Annotated in this window: 18 protein-coding genes and 2 tRNA genes; 7 read left to right on the plus strand and 13 right to left on the minus strand. The window is 63.8% G+C overall.

Annotated features, from left to right (window positions below; translation table 11 throughout):
• The first annotated feature begins 1 nt into the window (after position 1).
• The 3 genes from AUR_RS04985 to AUR_RS04995 are packed head-to-tail and all read left to right on the plus strand — an operon-like array spanning position 2 to position 2,778.
• Entirely contained in the window at positions 2–889 is an 888-nt protein-coding gene (locus AUR_RS04985) for an ABC transporter ATP-binding protein (protein WP_062097533.1), read from the plus strand.
• On the plus strand, positions 889–1,803 hold the full coding sequence (locus tag AUR_RS04990) for an ABC transporter permease (RefSeq protein WP_062097535.1): 915 nt from the start codon (positions 889–891) through the stop codon (positions 1,801–1,803). Before AUR_RS04985 ends, AUR_RS04990 begins: the two co-directional genes overlap by 1 nt.
• A 51-nt stretch (positions 1,804–1,854) precedes the next feature.
• Positions 1,855–2,778, plus strand: a complete 924-nt coding sequence (locus AUR_RS04995) for a TauD/TfdA dioxygenase family protein (RefSeq protein ID WP_021472357.1) — start codon at positions 1,855–1,857, stop codon at positions 2,776–2,778.
• Between the two features lie 11 nt (positions 2,779–2,789).
• Here the strand turns inward: AUR_RS04995 and AUR_RS05000 are convergent, their stop codons facing one another.
• The 5 genes from AUR_RS05000 to AUR_RS05020 form a co-directional block, all read right to left on the minus strand.
• Positions 2,790–3,743 carry an aldo/keto reductase gene (locus AUR_RS05000; protein WP_031216534.1) on the minus strand — a complete coding sequence of 318 codons (954 nt, stop codon included), beginning with the start codon at positions 3,741–3,743 and terminating at the stop codon, positions 2,790–2,792.
• A gap of 22 nt (positions 3,744–3,765) precedes the next feature.
• Complete coding sequence (locus AUR_RS05005; protein ID WP_062097537.1) at positions 3,766–5,520, minus strand: glycoside hydrolase family 13 protein; 1,755 nt, start codon at positions 5,518–5,520, stop codon at positions 3,766–3,768.
• Positions 5,521–5,602: 82 nt separating this feature from the next.
• Positions 5,603–6,445 carry a carbohydrate ABC transporter permease gene (locus AUR_RS05010; RefSeq protein WP_062097539.1) on the minus strand — a complete coding sequence of 281 codons (843 nt, stop codon included), beginning with the start codon at positions 6,443–6,445 and terminating at the stop codon, positions 5,603–5,605.
• A complete protein-coding gene (locus AUR_RS05015; RefSeq protein ID WP_062097540.1) occupies positions 6,445–7,398 on the minus strand; it encodes a carbohydrate ABC transporter permease in 954 nt (317 codons plus the stop codon). Before AUR_RS05015 ends, AUR_RS05010 begins: the two co-directional genes overlap by 1 nt.
• Positions 7,399–7,422: 24 nt before the next feature.
• The gene (locus AUR_RS05020; RefSeq protein ID WP_062097542.1) at positions 7,423–8,694 is read right to left on the minus strand and encodes an ABC transporter substrate-binding protein; all 1,272 of its coding nucleotides are present in this window, start codon (positions 8,692–8,694) and stop codon (positions 7,423–7,425) included.
• Between the two features lie 232 nt (positions 8,695–8,926).
• Between AUR_RS05020 and AUR_RS05025 the strand changes: the two genes are divergently transcribed.
• Complete coding sequence (locus AUR_RS05025) at positions 8,927–10,144, plus strand: ROK family protein (protein ID WP_062097544.1); 1,218 nt, start codon at positions 8,927–8,929, stop codon at positions 10,142–10,144.
• A gap of 19 nt (positions 10,145–10,163) precedes the next feature.
• On the opposite strand, the gene AUR_RS05030 is transcribed toward AUR_RS05025, so the two are convergent.
• From AUR_RS05030 to AUR_RS05060, 7 genes are all read right to left on the minus strand, one after another.
• Positions 10,164–11,735, minus strand: a complete 1,572-nt coding sequence (locus AUR_RS05030) for a Na+/H+ antiporter (RefSeq protein WP_062097546.1) — start codon at positions 11,733–11,735, stop codon at positions 10,164–10,166.
• Between the two features lie 99 nt (positions 11,736–11,834).
• Positions 11,835–12,491: an SDR family oxidoreductase gene (locus AUR_RS05035; RefSeq protein ID WP_062097548.1), complete on the minus strand. Its 657-nt coding sequence runs from the start codon at positions 12,489–12,491 to the stop codon at positions 11,835–11,837.
• Positions 12,492–12,577: 86 nt separating this feature from the next.
• A tRNA-Met gene (locus tag AUR_RS05040) sits at positions 12,578–12,651 on the minus strand.
• 60 nt (positions 12,652–12,711) lie between these two features.
• A tRNA-Thr gene (locus AUR_RS05045) sits at positions 12,712–12,783 on the minus strand.
• A gap of 117 nt (positions 12,784–12,900) precedes the next feature.
• Positions 12,901–13,374 (minus strand): LysM peptidoglycan-binding domain-containing protein, encoded by a 474-nt coding sequence (locus tag AUR_RS20700; protein WP_062097550.1) that lies wholly within the window; start codon positions 13,372–13,374, stop codon positions 12,901–12,903.
• 116 nt (positions 13,375–13,490) lie between these two features.
• Entirely contained in the window at positions 13,491–15,575 is a 2,085-nt protein-coding gene (locus tag AUR_RS05055) for a DEAD/DEAH box helicase (protein WP_021472347.1), read from the minus strand.
• A gap of 405 nt (positions 15,576–15,980) precedes the next feature.
• Positions 15,981–16,637: an MOSC domain-containing protein gene (locus AUR_RS05060; RefSeq protein WP_062097552.1), complete on the minus strand. Its 657-nt coding sequence runs from the start codon at positions 16,635–16,637 to the stop codon at positions 15,981–15,983.
• A gap of 443 nt (positions 16,638–17,080) precedes the next feature.
• Here AUR_RS05060 and AUR_RS05065 point away from each other — a divergent pair, with 443 nt between their 5' ends.
• From AUR_RS05065 to AUR_RS05075, 3 genes are read left to right on the plus strand one after another with little or no spacing between them, the layout of a single operon-like run.
• Entirely contained in the window at positions 17,081–17,809 is a 729-nt protein-coding gene (locus tag AUR_RS05065; RefSeq protein ID WP_062097555.1) for a hypothetical protein, read from the plus strand.
• Between the two features lie 2 nt (positions 17,810–17,811).
• Positions 17,812–19,020, plus strand: a complete 1,209-nt coding sequence (locus AUR_RS05070) for a glutathionylspermidine synthase family protein (RefSeq protein WP_031216532.1) — start codon at positions 17,812–17,814, stop codon at positions 19,018–19,020.
• Entirely contained in the window at positions 19,017–20,540 is a 1,524-nt protein-coding gene (locus AUR_RS05075) for an APC family permease (RefSeq protein WP_062097557.1), read from the plus strand. The genes AUR_RS05070 and AUR_RS05075 overlap by 4 nt, the downstream gene beginning before the upstream one ends.
• Before the next feature lie 47 nt (positions 20,541–20,587).
• On the opposite strand, the gene AUR_RS05080 is transcribed toward AUR_RS05075, so the two are convergent.
• Positions 20,588–21,193, minus strand: a complete 606-nt coding sequence (locus AUR_RS05080; protein ID WP_021472342.1) for a TetR/AcrR family transcriptional regulator — start codon at positions 21,191–21,193, stop codon at positions 20,588–20,590.
• Positions 21,194–21,234: the final 41 nt, after the last annotated feature.

The following is a 21,234-nucleotide window of genomic DNA, read 5'->3' on the forward strand; positions in this document are numbered from 1 at the left end:
CATGACAGCCAAAATCAGCTTGCGCAACGTCAGCAAGGAATTCACCGTCAGGGCAAGCAAGGGTGGCCCGGCCACACGGCTCACGGCCATCGACTCGCTCAACCTCGACGTCCGCGACGGCGAGTTCCTCACGTTGGTGGGACCCAGCGGTTCGGGCAAGACCACTTTGCTGGACCTGCTTGCGGGCCTCTCCACCCCGACCTCCGGCGAGGTCCTGGTGGACGGCCAACCCGTGACGGGACCCGGCAAGGACCGCGCAGTGGTGTTCCAGCAATACGCCCTCTTTCCATGGCGGACAGCATCGGCGAACGTTTCCATCGGATTGGAAGGCCCCGGGCCGGACGGCAGGAAGCTGAACCGGCGCGAACGGGCGGCCAAGGCCAAGGAATACCTGGCCCTGGTGGGCTTGGCCGGCTTCGAAGACCGTTTTCCGCACGAGCTCTCCGGCGGGATGAAGCAACGCGTGGCGATCGCGCGGAGCCTTGCCTACGAACCGGACGTGCTGCTGATGGACGAACCGTTCGCCGCGTTGGACGCCCAGACCCGTGAACAGCTGCAGGACGAACTCCTGCGGATCTGGAAGGCAACAGGCAAGACCATCGTGTTCATTACCCATGGAATCGACGAGGCCGTGTACCTGGGCCAACGCGTCGCCGTGCTCAGTGCCCGTCCGGGCCGGCTCAAGGAAATCGTGGAGATCACTATCCCGGACCGCGACGGGGACCAGGACGTCAGGTCCAACCCTGCGTTCGTTGAGCACCGGCACCAGGTCTGGACACTGCTCCACGACGAGGTCCGGCGAGCGCAGGATGCCGGGCACCGCAAGATCCTGCCCGACGGCAGCGCACCGGACGAACCCGCCACTGCTACTGAAAGGAGTGCGGCCTGATGACCACCACCCTCACTCAAGAACAACAAACGGCAACGTCCGCACCCGGGCCGGCTGCCGCCGTCGAGCCTTCCGCTGCGGCCCATCCTGCAGCAGCCCGTACGACGCCGGAACCATCGGCCGGGCGGCGTCTCGCCAACGCTGCCGGTTCGGTCGTGTGGAAGTCCACTGCCGTCCTTGCCTTCCTGGCGCTCTGGGAGCTGGGCCCGACGTACCTGGCCAGCCCGTCCACCAAGGTCTTCCTTCCCCCGCTGCACGAAGTCCTGGCTGCCTGGGCCAGGTTGTTCGAGGCCGGAACCATCCAAGGGCACATCACTGCGAGCCTCACAAGGTCTGTTGCAGGTTTCGGTGCTGCGTTGGTGGCCGGTGTTGCGCTGGGGCTGTTGATCGCCTGGTACGGGCGGCTGAATTCGGTGCTCAACCCCTTGCTGGAGCTGTTCCGCAACACCGCTGCCTTGGCGTTGCTCCCGGTGTTCACTCTCCTGCTGGGCATCGGCGAAGAGTCGAAGATCAGCATCGTGGCCTACGCCGCGTTCTTCCCCGTGCTGCTCAACACGATCGCCGGCGTGAAAACCGTGGATCCACTCCTTATCCGGGCCGCGCGTTCCTTGGGGTTGGGCAGCTTCCGCTTGTTCCAGAAAGTCATCCTGCCCTCCGCGGTTCCCACCATCTTCACGGGCATCCGCATGGCAGGCACGGCCTCCATCCTGGTCCTGATCGCCGCCGAGATGGTGGGCGCCAAGGCAGGCCTCGGGTACCTGATCGTCAACGCCCAAAGCAGCTTCCTCATCCCTGACATGTATGCCGGGATCCTCACGGTGTCCCTGCTGGGGCTTGCCGTGAACTTCCTGCTGGTCGCCTTGGAGCGGCACTTCTCCCGCTGGCGCACCGCCGTGGGTTCAGCGGCTTCCTGATTTTTCCATCGTGGCACCCGCCACACACCACATCGAAAGTAAGGAAAACAAATGACCGTCATTACCGAAACCAAACTTGAGTTCCGGAAGCTTGGAGCCCGAATCGGGGCCGAAATCCGGGGCCTGGACATCTCCGGAGATCTGAGCGCGGACACCGTGGCGCAGATCCGTGCTGCCCTCAACGAACACAAGGCGCTCGTCTTCCGTGAGGCGAACATCCTGACGGACGAAGCCCAGGTGAAGTTCGCTTCCCACTTCGGTCCGCTCACCAAGGCACACCCCACCGTGGCGTCCGTGGAGGGTGAAGAGAACGTCCTTCCGGTGGACAGCGAGAACGGCTCCGCGAACAACTGGCACACCGACGTCACGTTCGTGGTGAACCCGCCCCAGGCCTCCACCCTTCGCAGCATCGACCTGCCGGCCTACGGCGGCGAGACCCTGATCGCGTCCTCCGCCGGAGCCTACCGCGACCTCCCGGACGAACTTCGGAACTTCGCGGACACCCTCTGGGCCATCCACACCAACGACTACGACTACTCCGTTCCAAAGAACCTGGAGCACACCAACGCCGAGGAACGCCGCAAGGAATTCACGCGGCTGAAGTTCGAGACTGCCCACCCGGTGGTTCGGGTCCACCCCTTGACCGGCGAGCGCGGATTGTTCATTGGGGGCTTCGCGCAGCGTCTGCGGATCGTGGGTCTGTCCAACACCGAATCGAAGGACATCATCCGGCTCCTGCAGGCCTACGTCACCCGTCCGGAGAACGTGTTCCGGGTGAATTGGGAGCCCAACCAAGTGGTGTTGTTCGACAACCGGATCACCCAGCACTACGCACCGGACAACTACGACGGGCAGCCCCGCAAACTGAACCGCGTGACCATTGCCGGGGACATCCCGGTGGGCACGGACGGCAGGCAGAGCCAGCCGATCCAAGGCGACTCGAGCACGTACTCCGTGGTGGCCGGGCTGTCCTAGGGGCTGCTGTTTTAGGGGAGGTTCGAGCCGCGGGCCGTGATCCACAGCCCGTACCATTCGGCGCGGGTCATGCTGCCGGCTACGGCAACGGCATCCGCACATGCACCGATCCGCGAAAGGTTGGTGGTCCCCACCACCGGCGAAATCCTTGCCGGATGCTTCATGAGCCACGCAAGCAGCACTGATTCAGGAGTAGTGTTCTTCTCCGCCGCCAGGCGGACCAGCATCTCCGACGCCGCAGCTTCTGCCGGTGAGTCGGCACCCGCTCCCGTATACCGGCCCTGCGCCAACGAACCATAGGCCTGGAGTTCGATGCCCCTGTCCATGCACAGCTCAAGCGTCCCGTGCGGAAAACTGTTCTCCCGCCCTTCGGGATGGTTCACCAGCACCGTGCTTTCCAGCCAGTCCCGGCGCAGCAGGCTCATCTCCAGCTGGTTCGCCACGATGGGCGTCTGCAGCCGGTCCTGCAGGTACGCGATCTGGGCGCCGGACATGTTGGATACACCCACGTGCCGCACCTTGCCTTCGGCCATTAACTGCCCGACGGCGTCCGCCACCTCGCGCGCGTCCATGAGGGGATCCGGACGGTGCAGGAGCAGCACGTCCACGTAGTCCGTTTGGAGCCGTTGCAGGCTCCCGTTGACCCGTTCCAGGATGGCTTCGCGACTGAGGTCGTAGTGGCCGTCCCGGCCTCCTTCTGCCAGCCTGATACCGCATTTGGTCTGCAACCGGATCTTCTCCCGCAGACCGGGGGAACGGACGAGGACTTCCCCAAAAACAGCTTCGGACTTACCCCGGCGGTAGATATCAGCGTGGTCGAACAAGCCGATGCCGATTCCCCGCGCCGATTCAATCACCGCGGCGGCCTGGTCGATTTCCGCAGCACCGTAGTGGTTGTTATCCCAGGACCCGCCGAGTCCCATGCAGCCATAGATGAGGCGTCCCCGCCCGTTCACGTTATCCATGTAGTTGTGTCAGCGCCGCAGACTAGGCGTCGCGGACTACCCACGCGGTGGTGTCGGCCGGCAGCTTGCCGTCCTCCAACGGGCCGCTGCTGACGACGACGGTCCCGGCCGGAAGCTCGAAGGCTTCAGTGCCGAAGTTGGTCACCGTCTCCCAACCGCCGGGGCGGCTGAAGTGCAGCACCTCCGGGTTACCGGTCTCCACCCACTCGAGCTCTTCATCGGTCTGCAGCTGGCGGCGGAGGCCCAAGGCCTTGCGGTAAAGCTCAAGCGTGGAGCCTTCGACGCCTTCCTGGATGGATACCGCGTAATCCTTGAACCACTCCGGCTGGGGCAGGTGTGCCTTGCCCGCCCCGAAACCGAAGGATGGGCCTTCAGGGGTCCACGGCAACGGCACACGGCAACCATCCCGGCCGATTTCAACGCCCTTGTTGCGGAAGAATGACGGGTCCTGACGTTCGGAGTCCGGAATTTCCGTCACTTCACGCAAGCCCAATTCCTCGCCCTGGTACAGGTAGGCAGAGCCCGGCAGCGCCAGGAGCAGGAGCGATGCGGCACGGGCACGGCGCAGGCCGAGTTCAACGTCCAGTTCTTCCTGCGGCGCACCGGCCAGCAGCCAGCCCTTGCCGTCCTGGCCCTTGGGCTTGCTGCCGGTCACGTCCTGGGCCGCGTTGGTTCCCTGGGCCACGGAACCGCCCTTGGGGAGGCCATAGCGGGTGGCGTGGCGGACGACGTCGTGGTTGGAGAACACCCAGGTGGAGGACGCGCCGGACTCCTTGGCGTGGACCAGGTTGTCCGTGATGATCTGCTTGAAAGATGCGGCGTCAAAGTCCGACTGCAGCAGGTCAAAGTTGAAGGCCTGGCCCAGGCCCTCGGGGCTGGCATAGCGGGCACGGCGTGACTCGTGGACCCATGCCTCGGCAACGGCGGTGCGGGGCGGGTTGTATTCGTTGAAGAGTTTGCGCCACTCGGCGTAGACCTCGTGGACTTCGTCGCGGTCCCAGAAGGGGTGGGAGCCGTCAATGAAGCCGTCTGTGCCGTGGGCCCGTGCGAGGAGGTCATCCTTCATGGGCATGGGCTCGGACAGGTCCTTGGCCATGCCGTGGGCGACGTCGATGCGGAAGCCGTCCACGCCTCGGTCGGACCAGAAGCGCAGGGTCTTCAGGAAGTCCTCGCGGATTTCCGGGTTCTCCCAGTTAAAGTCAGGCTGTTCCTTGGCGAAGATATGCATGTACCACTGGCCGGGAGTGCCGTCGGGTTCGGTGATGCGTTCCCAGATGGGGCCGCCAAACACGGAATCCCAGTCCGACGGCGGCAGTTCGCCGTTCTCGCCTTTGCCGTCGCGGAAGATGTAGCGGTCGCGGGCAGCAGAACCCTTCGGCGAAGCAAGGGCTTCCTTGAACCATTCGTGGCGGTCCGAGGAGTGGTTGGGAACGATGTCCACCACAATCTTGATGCCGGCTTCATGCAGCGCAGCCGCCATCTCGTCAAAGTCCGCCAGCGTGCCCAGCTTGGGGTCGACGTCGCGGTAGTCGTCGACGTCGTAGCCGCCGTCGGCGAGTGCCGACGGGTAGAACGGGCTCAGCCACACGGCATCAACGCCGAGTTCCTTCAGGTACGGAACCTTGGCCGTGATGCCCTTGAGGTCACCCAGCCCGTCACCGTTCGCGTCGTAGAAACTCCGCGGGTAGATCTGATAGACCGCCGCCTGGCGCCACCATTTGGGATCGGCCATGCGTTCGGAGAGGGACAAATTTGCCTTGGTGGCGGAGGTGCTCACGAAACTCCTTTGATTTAGATTCTAAATTTAGTTCCTTGACCAGTATCTGACGGCTGGCTCAGGAGGTCAACAGCCCGGCGGGTCAGCCCTTCACGGCACCCTGGGTGACGCCTGCCATGACCCAACGCTGGGTGAACAAGTACGCGACGATTGCCGGCGCCATGGCCATCAGGTACGAGGCGAAGGAGACGTGGTAGTTGTTGCTGAACTGCGTCTGGAACAGGTTCTGCCTTACCGGCAGGGTCTGCAGGGCGGGGTCGGAAATGATCAGCGACGGCATCATGAAGTCGTTCCAGGCGTACAGGAAGGCGAAGATTCCCACCGTGGCGCTCATGGGGGCAAGCAGCGGGAAGATCACCTTCCAGAACGTCTGCCACGTGGTGGCTCCGTCAATCCTGGCGCTTTCTTCCAGTTCCATGGGAATGGAACGCAGGAACGCCGTAAAGAGCAGCACGCTGAAGCTCAGCTGGAACATGGTTGCCAGCAGGATAACGCCGAACGGATTGTCCAGGGCCAGGCGGCCGGTCAACTGGATCTGCGGCAATGCCACCACGGGGAAGGGAATGAACATTGCTGCCAGCAGGTAGTAGAACGAGTACCGGAACAACCGGCGATCCCAGTTACGGACAATCGCATAGGAAGCGAAGGCAGCCAGGACGATGGTGGCCACAACCGTCCCGGCGGTGACAAGGAGGGACATTGCCGCCCCGACAGGGAAGTTGGTCAGGTTCCATGCCTGGACGAAACCCTCCATGCTGAAGGGCGCGGGCAGGGAGAAAGCATTACCGTCCACCGCCTGCCCTTGCGTCTTGAGGGCCATGGAAATGGTCACGTAGAGCGGAAGCAGGACCGTGACCGAGCAGAGGACAAGAACAGTGGTCGCCGACCAATTAACGCGTTCCGGCCTGGTAGCTTGCTTGTTCATCAGAGGGCACTCCGTCCGCGGGTCAGCGAAAGCTGTACAAGAGAAATAACGACAGCCACCAGGAAGAAGATCGTGGCGTTGGCCATCTGGTAGGCGTAGTCGCCGCCGTTGAAGCCGGTGATGACTGTCATGGCGATGCTCCGGGTTGACGTGCCCGGCCCGCCGTTGGTCAGGCCCACGATGATGTCGTAGGCATTGAGGAAGCCCTTGAATCCAAGGATCACGTTGATCACCACGTATCCGGCAACGAGGGGCAGGGTGATCCTCCAGAGCTGTTGCACTTTCCCGGCACCGTCCAGTTCCGCAGCTTCGTAGACGTCCCCCGGCACTGCCACGAGTCCGGCGATGTAAATAAGCAGTGATCCCGGGACGGCCTGCCACGCCGTGACCACTACCACCGCAATCCAGGCGAGGTCCGGATTGGCCAGGAGGCTGTTCTCAAGCCACGGAATTCCGGCCGCAGTACCCAGCGACGGAAGGGAGTTGGAGAAGAGGAAATTGAACACGTACGCGATGATGATGCCCGAAACCACCATCGGGATGACAAAGATGGTCCGCAGCGCCGATTTCATGCGGATCCGCGAAGTAAGCCCGACAGCCAACAGGAACGCAACCACATTCACGGCGATCACCGTGACGATTGAGAACCCGAAGGTAAACAGGTAGCTCTGCAGGATGGCGGGGTCGCTGAAGATCGCGATGTAGTTGGTCAGGCCCACGAACTCCCAGTCCCCGATCCCGATCGAATTTGTGAAACTAAAGAAGATTCCAACGATTCCGGGAACGGTGATGGCGAGCGTGAAGAGAACAAGGCTCGGCAGGAGGAACAGATAGAAAATCGGCTCCACCCGGCGGCCGCGGCGCGGGGCTGGACGGCTCCCGGTTGACCGGTTCCGGTCCGGGCGGCCCTGCTCCGGCGTTTTTGATGGCACGGTTGTGCTGGTGACGGACATAGTGTGTGGCTCCCTGTGTCTGCGCTACTGGCGGAAGGCCAGGCGTGCCCAATCGGCGTCGAGTGTGCTGAGGGTGGATGCAGGGTCTGCGCCAAACACGAGCGCCTGCGTGTAGTTCATGATCGGAATCGTCTTGGGCACCAGCACCGACGGGCCCTGGTAGACCTGCGCGTTCTGGTAGTAGGGCACCATGCCCTCAATGCGGGGGTCAGGGGTACCGGAAGCGTCCTCCGTGGGCGTGAAACCCAACTGGGATGCGTTGTAGGCCTCGATCACCTCCGGCCGGTACAAGTACTCAAGGAATTCACGCGCAGCTTCCTTATGCTTGGAGGCCTCGGGGATCCATGCCGCAAGGTCCACGTTGACGCGGACGCGCAGGTCCTTGGGGTCTTCCGTCATGGGCAGCGGGAACGTACCCAGCTGCAGGTCCGGAGCGGTCTTGGCCACCTCGCTGAACGCCCAGGGGCCCTGGAGGTACATGGCGGCTTTGCCCTGCGAGAAGGCCAGGTTGCCATCGCCGTATGCCCTGCTGGCCGCATCCTTATTGACGTACTTGCCGGCCAAAGTGAGCATCTTCTCCACCGGGGGTTCGAAGTCCTTCCGGAATGAAGCTTCCGAACCGGGCCCTACCTCAGTACCGGCCTCGGCCAGCTTCTCAAAGAAATCGAGGGTGTCCAGCTGGCCACCCACCGAATAGTCGAACCAGCCCTGGGCAATCGTCCAGTCGTCCTTCCACGTGGCGTAGAACGGAGTCACGCCGGCGGCTTTGAGCTTGTCGCAGACGGCGATCAGCTCCGTCCAGGTCTTGGGGACCTCGAGGTTGTGGGCGGCGAAGATCTCCTTGTTGTAGATCACGGACGAAGCCATGACCGAATACGGCAAGGCACTGGTCCTGCCCGGGTACACCCCGTACTGGTCCATCAACGGCTGGAGGTCTCCCCGGATGCGGGAGGCCGCGCCGGTACCGGACAAATCGCTGAGGGCTCCGCGCTGGACGAAGCGCGCGGATTCCATGTTGTAGTTTGCCAGGGCGATGTCCGGCGGGTTTCCGCGGACGAAGCTGGCGGAGACGACGTCGACGCCGGAAGTATCCAGCACCACCTCGGTGTCGTCCTGAGAAGCGTTGTAGTCTTCCACGAGTTTGGTCATGAAACCTATGGCTTCACGCTTGCTGAACGTGAACCGGACGGTTTCCTTTTCCTGGGAACCGGCGCAGCCCGAGAGCAGCCCGGCCAACAAAGCCAGCCCCAAGCCCATGGCCGCGAAGCGTTTTGAGCGTGTCACTTTCACAGACACGTAGTCCTTTCGTCGAACGGCCCCCACTGCTGAAGTCCGTCAGGGCAATGGCGCGCAGCACTGCCCGGGAAATTTAGATAGGAGATAAATTTATGACCCTGCGTAAGTATTCTGTGAGCACCGCCACATCGTCAAGCCCGGGATCGTAACAGGGCGAAGTCTAAATTTATGTACTAAATTTAGAGCGGTCGATCCTTCTGCCTCAGGGACGGCCGGGATAGCGGGGAGCAACATGCTTGGTGAAACGGCACCATCAACACAACTGGTACGCAGGGTCAACGCCGGTGCCATGCTCAAAGCCATGCGCGGGGCCGGCATCGTCACCGGCACGGAACTCATGGCCAGGACTGGCCTTTCACGGGCAACAGTTATCTCGATATGTGACGAGCTTGTCCGCCTTGGCTGGCTGCAGGAGTTGGAGAACCAACGCGGGGCCGGGGACTACGTCAAGGGACGGCCCGCCAGGCGGTTTGTCTTCGATGACGGCGCCGCGAGCGTGTTGGGAATCGACATCGGCGCCAACAAGATCACCACGATCGTCGCCGACATGGCCGGAACCCCGCTGTCCCAGGTGACCATGCCGTTCCGCACCTACAACGTCTCCGCGGCAGAGCGGGCAGACGTCCTGGACAAGATCGCTGCCGACGCGTTGGAAAAGGCCGGTGTCCCGGCAGAATCGGTCCTGGCAGTCTCCGTCGGCGTAGCGGCCCCCGTGAACAGGGACGGCGAAGTGCTCACCGTCCAGGAGTTCTGGCAGTCCTTCGATGTCCGCAGGATCGTCTCGGAACGGCACGGCTGGCACGTTCTGCTGGAAAACGATGCCAACCTCGCAGCCCTCGCCGAGAGGTGGCAGGGCACAGCGCAGGGCGTGGACCACCTTATAGTCATGCTCGCCGGAGATCGCCTGGGTTCCGGCATCCTGGAATCGGGCCGCCTCCTGCACGGCCAATCGGGCGGCTTTGGCGAATTGGGATTCCTCAACAACGTCGATGGCGTCGGCAGCACCTACGGCATAGCGCATTCAGCGGTATCGGCAGGCCGGCAAGCGATCGAGCGCCAACAGGACACCATCATGCTGGAGCTCTGCGCCGGAGAACCTGAAGACTTGACGGCCGAGATGGTCTTCGAGGCCGCAGCACAAGGCGACCAGGCCGCCGTCGACGCCCTGGACAGCGTTGCGCTCCGCATGGCCAAGGTCATCGGAGCCATCAGCACGCTGGCCAACCCGGAATTGGTGGTGTTGGCTGGAGGAGTAGCAGCCTCCGCAGAAGTACTGCTGCCTACCATCACGAAGGAACTTCCGGAGTTCACCTTCACTCCCCCGCGGCTGGCCACCTCCACGCTCGGGGAAGGCATCGTGTCACTGGGAGCCATCCGCCACGCCTTGGACTACGTCGAAGAGCACGCCCTGGATCTCTCCCCCGCATCATTGCCGAAGAGAGCGTCCTGACTCCTTCGGCAACTGGCGCCTACTCCGGCATGGACATGGTGCGGAGGTCAAGCTGCCGCAACACGCGGTCTGCGATCTCGGGATCCGTCCCGGGCTCGTTGCGGGCGTCCACCACTTCCTGCCTCGCGGCATCCAGCGCAATGGTCTGCACCGCAATCGCAAGTTCACGGCCCCGCTCGCGCTTCTCCGCCGTCGACTCGTTCTTCAGCGTGCCGTCCAGCAGTTCCGCGTGCAGCCTGCGCATTTTGTCCTTCACGAGTGCCACCTTCTCCGGCGGAAGCTCCTTCATGAGGTCATGATCCTTCAGGGCCGCTACCGCTGCCGACTGGGCACGTTTGGCCAACAGGCGTGCAGCGTCTTTCTCATGTGAGCCGTCCTCCGTGGCATTGAGCACCCGCATCAGCCACGGGAGGGTGAGTCCGGGCAAGACCAGGGTGGCCAACAGGACCGCGCAGACAATCACCAGGATCTCGTGGCGGGCCGGGAAGTCGCTGCCGTCGGGCAGGGTCAGCGGAAGTGCCAGGGCAAGGGCCAGGGTGGCCAGGCCGCGCATGCCGCACCACGTCAGGATCAGGACTTCCTTGGCAGTGGTGGGCTGCAGGACGTTGCGCCGACGGTTGGCGGTCATGGCGAGCAGTCCGAGCCAGAGGTACCGCACCACGAACACGAGCACGCAAATCACCACCGCCATTCCGATCATGCCGAAGATGGCTGTTCCCTCATCGCGGATCACGTGCCGGATTTCCAAGCCCACCAGGCCGAAGGCGAGGCCGGTGGCCAGCAGCTCCACCACGTCCCAGAAAGCACGGCGGGTAATGCGTTCGGCAGCGTCCTGCGGCCTGGAGTGGCGCTGCAGTTCCAGGGCAGTCACGACGACGGCCACCACACCGGAGGCGTGCAGCTCCTCGGCGAGGATGTAGGCAGCGAACGGGACCACCAGCGTGACCGCGCTGCGGGCGACCATCGACGTGACGAGCTTGGTGATGAACTTGGTCAGCCAGCCCATGGCGATGCCGATCACCACTGCCAGGGCCGCGCCGACCACGAACTGGATGATGACGTTGGGCCCCACCTCGCTGCCGGCCAAGGTGGCGGCAACCGCTGCCTGGAAAATGACGATGGCTGCGGCGTCGTTGAAGAGGCCCTCGCTCTGGAGCACAGTGATCAGGCGTCGCGGCATGTGCACGCGCCCCGCCACCGATTCCACGGCTACCGGGTCAGGCGGTGCAACCATGGCGCCGAGGGCGATCGCGGCCGGAATCCCGATGCCGGGGATCATGAGCCAGGCCGCCCCCGCCACCACGGCGGTGGAGACCACCACCAATGCCACGGCCATCAGCAGCAGGGTCCGCCACCGGACGCGGAATACAGCCCAGGAACTCTTCTGGGCCGTGGCGAACAGCAACGGCGGCAGGAAGATGGGAAGGATCAGTTCCGGCGAAATCTCGAACTCGGGAAAGCCCGGGATGAAAGTCAGGGCAACGGCCAGCAGCAACATCAACACCGGATACGGAAGCCGCAACCGATCGCCAAGGCCTACCGCGATCACCGTTGCAAGCAACAACCCGACAATGAGTGCCAACTGATCCATAGTCCCGCTTTCCCCAGGTGTTCGTAGAGGCTTCTGCTCCTGCTTCTGTACGGCACGTACAGCGAAAAGGCCCTTACAAACATATCCCGGGGAACCGCATCACTCCGCAGTGAGGGCGTCCACTACGTCCACGGTCCCGTCCCTGAAGGGAATGGTCCGGCCAATGGTTTCCGGCAACTCCAGGACAGCAGCAGCTACCAGCGCAACGTTCCCCCGGGAGGTCTGCGTGCCGTCGCCCGGGTTCGCCGGATTCACCTCGATCAGCCCCGTTGGAGCATCCTCGGTCAGCGCTCCGGGCCCCAGCACCGTCCAGTCCAGCCCGGTGTTCCTGAGGTACTCGTCAGCTGCGGACTTCGCCTCCGCGTAGGCGAAGAACGAATTGTCCTCGGGAACGCCATGGTCCTTGCCCGCACCGAAGTAGGACACCATCACGTAGCGCTTGACGCCGGCTTCAGCGGCAGCATCCATGGAGCGGATGGCAGCATCCCGATCCACGGCGTACGTGCGCGAAGGGTTTCCCCCACCGGCCCCGGCGGACCAGACAACGGCGTCATGGCCCCCGAGCGCCTTGGCGAGTTCCGCCGTCGTCGAGTTTTCGACGTCCAACACCTCCGCGGAAGCTCCCGTGGCAGTGACATCAGCCACATGCTCGGGATTCCGGATGAAGGACGTGACATCGTGACCTTCCCCACTAAGAATTCGGGACAGGTGCAGGGCCACTTTTCCGTGGCCGCCAATGATCGCAATTCGGCTCATGGACCCATTCTGTCCCACAACAGGGCAGGGGCGTGCGGGGGAAACAAAAAGGCCCCGCAGACGAATCTGCGGGGCCTTGCTTTTTGTAGCGGTGGGGAGGCTCGATCTCCCGACCTCACGATTATGAGTCGTGCGCTCTAACCAACTGAGCTACACCGCCACGGATGAGAAAAGCCTGCGTCAAGCCGGTCAAACCGCCTTGACGCAGGCCCTCATCCAGAGCCCCCCACCGGAATCGATCCGGTGACCTCGTTCTTACCAAGAACGCGCTCTACCACTGAGCTAGGGGGGCAACGAGTAAATACTCTACCGGAGGTTTTCCGAAGCTCCAAATCGGCGCAAAGACAGGGAAAAACGGCGTCGACACAATTTGCGGACGCGCGATTTTCCTGCTCTCAATTCACCTTTTTCAGGGCAAGCGAAGGACCTGCCCGGGGTAGATTGCGTCCGGGTTGGGGACGGTATCACTGTTGGTCGCGATCAGTGCTCCGAGGTCCACGCCGAACTGCGCTGCGATCCCCCGCATGGTGTCCCCGGGCTCCACCACAACCTCTGTGACCTGCGGTGCCACCGGCCCTTGTTGTCCCGCCTCCGCTGCGGCCGTAGCAGCCGTTTCCCGGGCCTCCGGGCGGACTTCCGGATCCTGCGGTTCCACGCCCGCCTGATGCGCTTGCTCCGCCGCAGCCCGGTTCGCTGCCTCCTGCTGCTCTGTGGCCTGGGCTGCCGCGGCTTCGGCTGCCTCGCGGTCCGAGGCGGAAACCTCGACGGCGGCACTATCCTCTGCCGCTTGGCGCCCGGCCGATGCCTCCCCGCCGTGATCCTTCCCGCCGTGATCTTTCCCGCCGAGGCCGAGGTTCTTTTTCACGTTATCCAGGAATCCCATGGCTCGATCTTAAGCGCGGGGCCTGCCGGCTGTGAACCCGTGTGCGGGCGTTGGAGGACCACCTTAAACGACCAAGGGCCGGCTCGAAAGCCGACCCTTGGATCATTCAGTAGTGCTTACCACTTGCCCTTGCGGTTGAAATCGCGGTGGCCGCCTTCGCCGCCGCCGCGGGGCTTGCGGGCGCCGTCACCATGGCCGCCGAAACGGGAGCCGCCGGACTGGCCGCGGTCACGGTCACCGTAGCTACCGGACGTACGCTCGCTGTAGGAGCGGCCGCCGCGGTCAGCGGAGGAACGCTCGCCGTCGTGCCGGCGGAACTCCTTCTTGAAGCCGCCGTTGCCCTTGAAGTTGCCGCCACGACCGCCACGGTCTCCGTCACGGTTCGGCTTACGTCCCGTGTCCAGCTCGAGGTGGATCAGTTCGCCGCCGATGCGGGTGCGGGACAGGGCGCGCAGCTGCTCCGGGCTGAGGTCTGCAGGCAGTTCAACCAGGGAGTGGTCAGAGCGGATGTCGATGCCACCGATCTGCGAGGACGAGATACCGCCCTCGTTGGCAATGGCGCCCACGATGGAACCGGGCATCACGCGCTGACGGCGTCCAACCGCGATCCGGTAGGTCGCGTTACCCTCGGTGAGGGTGCGGGACGGGCCGCGGGAGTTGAAGCCGTCCTTGGAACGCTCGCGCTTCTGGAATTCGGGAGCAGCGGGAAGGTCCTTGACCAGGAGCGGCTGGCCGCCCTGTGCCATGACTGCCAGCGCTGCAGCGATCTCTGCGGCCGGGACCTTGTGCTCTTCTTCGTAGGAGGCAATCAGGTCGCGGAACAGCGAGACGTCCTCGGACTCGAGGGTCTCCGTGATGCGCTCGGCGAACTTGCCCAGGCGCAGCGAGTTGACGGTCTCGGCCGTGGGCAGGTGCATCTGCTCGACAGGCTGGCGGGTCGCCTTCTCGATGGCACGCAGCAGGTACTTCTCGCGCGGCGTCATGAAGAGGATGGCGTCACCGCTGCGTCCTGCGCGACCCGTACGGCCGATGCGGTGGACGTAGGACTCGGTGTCGTGCGGGATGTCGTAGTTCACCACGTGGCTGATGCGCTCCACGTCGAGGCCACGGGCGGCGACGTCGGTAGCCACCAGGATGTCGATGCGGCCCTCACGCAAGGCGTCAACGGTGCGTTCACGCTGCTGCTGGGGAATGTCGCCGTTGATGGCGGCGGCCTGGAAACCGCGGGCCTTCAGTTTGTCGGCGAGGTCCTCGGTAGCCATCTTGGTCCGCACGAAGGCGATAACGCCGTCGAATTCTTCAACCTCGAGGATGCGGGTCATCGCGTCCAGCTTGTGCGGGCCCATGACCTGCAGGTAGCGCTGGCGGATGTTGGAACCCGTGGAGGTCTTGGACTTGACCGAGATTTCCGCCGGGTTGTTCAGGTACTGCTTGGACATGCGTCGGATCTGGCCGGGCATGGTCGCGGAGAACAGGGCCACCTGGCGGGTTTCCGGGGTCTCCTGGAAGATCTGCTCCACGTCATCGGCAAAGCCCATGCGCAGCATCTCGTCGGCTTCATCCAGCACCAGGTACTGGAGTTCGGAAAGGTCCAAGGAACCCTTGGAGATGTGGTCGATCACGCGGCCCGGCGTGCCCACAACAACCTGGGCACCGCGGCGAAGGCCTGCGAGCTGGGGACCGTAGGCCGAACCACCGTAGACGGGCAGCACGGTGAAGTCGTCCATGTGCTTGGCGTAGGAGGTGAAGGCTTCAGCAACCTGGAGGGCGAGTTCACGCGTCGGGGCCAGGACCAGGGCCTGGGTCTTGCGTGAGGGGCCGTTGAGGTCGTGCAGCTCAGCCAGGCGGGAAAGGGCGGGAACAGCGAATGCTGCAGTCTTGCCGGTACCGGTCTGGGCCAGTCCGACGACGTCGCGGCCTTCGAGCAGCAGCGGAATGGTGGCAGCCTGGATCGGCGACGGCTTCTCGTAGCCGACGTCCTGAAGGGCTGCGAGCACGCGACCGTCAAGGCCGAGGTCGGTGAAACGAACGCCCTCTTCCTCGTCTTCTGCTGCGGGAGCGGACTCTGCGGCGGGAGCGGAAGCGGGGGTCTCGACGGCGGCCGGCTGCGTTTCGGCGGTTTCGGCAGCGTCAGCGGTGGTCACTGCTGCTTCGGCAGATTCAGTGGCGGCGTCGAGGTTCTCGTTGAGAGTGTCTGGCATTAGGGGGAAATTCCTCATCCATAGGGGCAGTCGGCGCGGCCCGGTTGGGCTTGGCCGCAGTACACGCGAAAGCCAAGCAAGGGTGCCCTGCTCTCGCAGAAGTCCGGCGCTGTCGCAATCCCATGGCAGGACTTCGCGCTGCATCTCTTGGCTGCTATCCCAGCAGTCTGTACAGCGTTTTCTTTAGCCGGCGCTCCCTATGAAAATGCCCGCACACAGTTTGCGGGCCCCAACACTTACCAGTCCTGCCTCAAGAATTGGGCAGGAAAAAGGGAATTCCGGAGTGGGGGATATATCCAGTGTAGGGTACGCGGCAGCCACTCCGCGACCCGTGAAGGGCCTGCGGGCGTGAGAGCTTGCGCACACTCCCCCTCCGGCTTGCCCGAGCAGGCCGCCCGAAGGACCCTAGAGACCGTTGCGTCGCAGGACTTTCGCGAACTCCTTGTGGTAATCGTCCTGCAACCGGATCTCCCCGTCAGCCTCGGCGTCGAGCAAGGCCTGGACCATCTCCGGGGTGGGCTCGCTGAACCACTGGCCCACGGTTATTCCGTGCCGGGGTACAAAAGTGCGGTGGATGTAGTCGCCCGCGGACACGCTGCCGGTCTTGGTGACCCTCAGGTAGGTCCCCACCCGGCCGGCCTCGGTGAACCGCTTCACCCACCCGGGTTCCTTCAGCACGCGTTGGAAGGTGGCACAAGGGACCCGGGGCGAGGTCACTTCCACTTCCAGGTCCAGGCCGATCTTCCACCGTTCCCCGATGACGGCTCCCGTGGTTTCGATTCCTGCCACGCGCAGGTTTTCGCCGAAGGTCCCCGGGGCAATATCCCGCCCCAGCTCCCCCGACCAGTAGTCGGCGTCGTCCTGGGAGTACGCGTAGAGGGCCTGGTCCTCTCCCCCATGGTGCTTCCGGCTGGCCTGAACGTCCCCGTGGACACCCAGCTTGTGAACTTTGACCGGTCCGTCCACAGGACGTTTGTCGATCGCCGTCACCCCAACGCCGCCTTCGAGGTCCGGCAACAACTGGTGCACGCGGCAAACAGCAAGAACGGAAGCAGTTTTCATGGGGAACAGTCTACGGAAGCCACGCCCCCGGACACCCTGTGCAGCGCCGTCGGGAGCGGGGATGCTTTTTCAATGCGTTGTGTTGCGCCCTGCCGACGTTCCGCCACGACCCACTTTGCGCGGCGAAACCCGGAGACACGCCGGCCCAAGAGGCTTCCGGCGGCCCTTTTCCCCCCAAAGTGGGTCGTGGCGGCACCGCATGGTGGACCAGGTCAAGGCGGTGCGCAGTAAATAGCGGTGCGCGGTAGGGCGGCGCAGTGAATAACGACGGCGGCTGGCTTGGTTTTGGGGCGTTCAGCCACCACCGCGGGTGAAGGGACGGGTAGTTCTACCCACACCCGGATGTCAGGAATGCCAGTGACGGACGCAGGGACTAGGCTTGCTTTCAGCATTCCGCTCCGGTCCTCGCCGGACACTCCAACGGTCTATCCAGGGGGATACACATGGACCCGCAAGACAGCCCTGACGGCACCGGCCCCAACGCCGGCGACGGGCGCGGTAACGGCGATCCCGGTACCGGCAGGAATCAGCCAAAGCCGCCGCCGTGGCAAGTACCCAAGCCGGAGCTGCATCCCGGTCTGGCGCAGCCCCCGCAGGGCACCAACGGCCAAGGACAGCCCCGGCAAGGCAAGTCCCCGCAGGGCAACCCCGGTCAGGGTAAGCCCAATCAGGGCAAACCCGGTCAGGGACAGGGCCAGAACCAGGACGCCCCGGGTGGTTTCCTGCCCGTCGTCAACCCGTTCGAGAAGGAACGCGAACGGGAAGCACACCGGGAAGCGGCGAGGAAGAAGCGCTCCCAGCGCCGCACCGTCGTCGTAGGTTTGGGCGTTACCGCGCTCCTTGCCGGCACCATTACGGCAATCGTCGCCAGCAACGAGGCTGAAGCCGATTACGCACAGGTTTGCTTCAACGAGGAAACCGGCGAGCGCGTCAACGACGATCAGTGCAACAACAGCAGCTCGGCAGGACGCAGCTCGGGCGTCTATGCCTGGTACTTCTACTCCCGGGGCGCTTCCGTCCCTGCCGTGGGGCAGAACCGGAGTTCGTACCCGAGCTACACCAAGACAGCCCCGCAGGGAGCCAAAACCTCCAAGGGATACAGCACCAAGGGCGGCACGGTCAGCCGCGGCGGCTTTGGCAGCAGCTCCAAAAGCGGAAGCTCGGGGGGCTAGGCGTGCGGCGGTTGCCCTCAACACCCCGGCCCGGCTGGAAGAACAAGATCGAAGAACAGGGCCTGGTTTTCTCCACCACCACCATGCCCGATGGCCGGAAGATCGAATACTGGAACGAATCGGCCTACTACGAATTCACCATGGACGAGGTGGAAACCCTCGAGAAGACGGCCGAGGACATGCACGCCATGTGCCTGGAGGCTGCGAAGTACCTGGCCACGGGCGCGATGGGAGACATCGGAATCGGGATGCAGGCGTTGGAGCTTGCGGCCGAATCTCTCCAGGCCGGAGACATGGACATCTACGGCCGCTTCGATTTCATCTATGACGGCCAGGGCGGCCCGGCCAAGATGCTGGAGTACAACGCAGACACTCCTACCGGCCTGATCGAAGCATCAGTGGCGCAGTGGTTCTGGCTGCAGGACGCCTTCCCGGACAAGGACCAGTGGAACGGCATCCATGAGGCACTCATCCGGCAGTGGCAGAAGCTGCAGTTCCGCACGGGAATGAGCACCCTGCACGTGGCCCATTCGGAGGCAGAGGAGTCCGGTGAGGACTGGATGACTGCGGCCTACATGCGGGACGTGGCGAGCCAGGGCGGATGGACCACCATCGGCATCAACATGTCGGACATTGGCTGGGACCCGAACCTCAACCGCTTCGTGGACCTGGACAACTTCATGATCAGCACCATCTTCAAGTTGTATCCGTGGGAACTGATGATGAAGGAACCCTTCGGGCATCGCCTGCTGACCCGCGCCCATAACCCGCGATGGATCGAGCCGGCCTGGAAGATGCTGCTCTCCAACAAGGCCCTTCTGGCGGCCCTGTGGCATCTCTACCCCGGTCACGAGAACCTCCTTCCGGCCTACCTGGGCGGTCCCGGTCCACTCAAGGAGTGGGTGGCAAAGCCCCTGCACGGCCGCGAAGGCGACAACATCAAGATCCACGCGCCCGGCATCGACATTGCGCAGGACGGCGGTTACGGACGCGAGGGCTGGTGCTACCAGCAGTACCACCAACTCCCTGACTTTGACGGAAACCATCCAGTGCTGGGTCTTTGGGTAGTGGATGGCGAGTCCGTGGGGTGCGGTATCCGTGAATCGGACGGACCCATCACGGACTACTTCTGCCGTTTTGTCCCCAACACCATCGACGCACCCGCACCCCAGGGCGCCCCTCCGACTTCCCCTTATGGAGCCGTACTATGAGCACAGAAACCTCGACGCCGGGTGGCAGCACGGGCGGCAACGGCACCGCCGTCGTCCCGTCCAAAGGCCTGCGGGCAGGAATCCTGGACCTGGGCGACTCCGTCATGCTGGGCCTGGCCTCCACAGCGCCCGTCTATTCGCTGGCCGCGACCCTGGGCCTGATCGTCGCCGTCAACGGTAACTACACCCCGCTGATCCTGGTCCTGGGATTCATCCCTGTCCTGTTCATCGCCTATGCCTTCCGCGAGCTGAACAGTGCGTTGCCCGACTGCGGCACCACCTTCATTTGGGCGCGAAAGGCATTTGGTCCGTGGGCCGGATGGCTGGGCGGCTGGGGCGTTGCCTTGGCCGGCGTCGTTGTCCTGGCCAACCTTGCCCAAGTAGCGGGGTCCTACCTTTGGATGTTGGTGGGCGACGGTTCCCTGGCCGGCAACAAATGGCTGGTAACCGCCACGGGGGTTCTTTTCATCGCCTTCATGACGTTCGTGAACCACCGCGGCATCCGCCTCGGCGAGCACGTGCAAAGGACCCTGACCTACATCCAGTACATTTCGCTGGGCATTTTCGCGGTGGCGATCATCGTCCGGGTGGCCGGCGGAGCGCCGGAAGGCCAGGCATTCACCTTTGAGTGGTTCAACCCGGTGGGCGCGTTCAATGATCCCGGTGCCGTGGTCCACGGCGTCCTGCTGGCCCTGTTCATCTACTGGGGCTGGGATACGTGCCTGGCTTTGAATGAGGAAACGGAGAATCCGACCAAGACTCCCGGGCGCGGTGCAGTGATCTCGGCCCTGGTCCTGATGGCCATCTACGTCTCCGTGGCGCTGCTGGTGATGATGTACGCGACCATCGGCACGGACGGGATCGGGCTGGGCAACGAGGCCAACCAGGATGACGTCTTCCTGGCCATGAAGGACGTTGTGCTGGGTCCGTGGGGTTGGCTGATCGTGCTGGCTGTCCTTGCGTCGGTTCTCTCTTCAACGCAGACCACCATCCTTCCCACGGCCCGCGGAACGCTGTCCATGGGTGTCCACGGCGCCCTCCCCGCCCGGTTCGGCACAGTGCACGAACGCTTCCAGACCCCCGGCTTCTCCACCTTGGTCATGGGAATCGCGGCCGCGGCCTACTACGTGGCCATGAGTTTCCTGAGCGAAGACCTGCTGGCCGACTCCATCAGTGCCATCAGCCTCTTCATCGCTTTCTACTACGCCCTGACCGGGTTCGCGTGCGTGTGGTTCTTCCGTGCCACCCTGCGGGACTCGGCCCGCAACCTCTGGTTCCGCGGGATCTTCCCGTTCCTTGGCGGCGTAACGCTGACGGTTGCGTTCTTCGTCTCCGCCGTCCAGATGTGGGATTCGGCCTACGGGGACACGCAGATCTTCGGCATTGGCGGCGCGTTTGTGAGCGGTGTGCTGCTGTTGGCCCTCGGCGTGGTCCTGGCTGTAGTGTGCCGCTTCGCTCCCTCCACACGCGGCTACTTCACCAAGGAGCACGCCGATATGGGGATTGTCCGCGGGGAGTAAACCCGGACACCCTCTGTTTCCTGAGTCCGGCGGGCGCTTCAGGCGCTCTATGGCAGCGTCACCAGGTCGAAGAAGCCGCGGAGGCTCCCGGCCACGTCAACCTCGTCCGGAGCCAGCAACCACTGCGTTTGCAGGCCATCCCAGAGGCCTACCAGTGACGTGGCTGCCTGCTGCGGATCGACGCCGGGCCGCAGCTTCCCTTCGGACTGGAGTTCCGTAAACCGCCTCGCATAGCTTTGCCGAAGCCGGTCAAAACGGTCAGCGAAGTACTCCCGGCCCGGGTGGCCTTCTGTCAGGGACTCTGCGCACAGCACCGTATAGAGCTCGATGACCCCCGGAATGTCCTCGTTGTACTTGGCGGTCCTGAAGACCACTTCGGCGAGGCCTTCGGCCATGTCCGCCGGGTTGGCTTTCTCCGTAATCTCGTCGCGGCGGGCCAACACGGCCATGAGCAGGTCGCTCTTCGACGGGAAATAGTGCAGCAAACTGGTCTGGCTCATCCCCGCTTGGTCTGCGACGTCCTGCAGCGACCCTCCCCGGTAACCGCGGGAGGCAAAAACCGCGTGGGCAGCATCCAGAATTGCGCGCCGCCGCGCTTCCGATTTGGCATAGGGGCCGCGTCGTCCCGCACGGTTGCCGTCCTTGGTGGTCATGGCTAGCCAGTGTACAGCGGCAAAGTCATGCCTTTTGAATT

Origin of the sequence: Paenarthrobacter ureafaciens (genome assembly GCF_004028095.1) — a bacterium.
Lineage (GTDB): Bacteria > Actinomycetota > Actinomycetes > Actinomycetales > Micrococcaceae > Arthrobacter > Arthrobacter ureafaciens.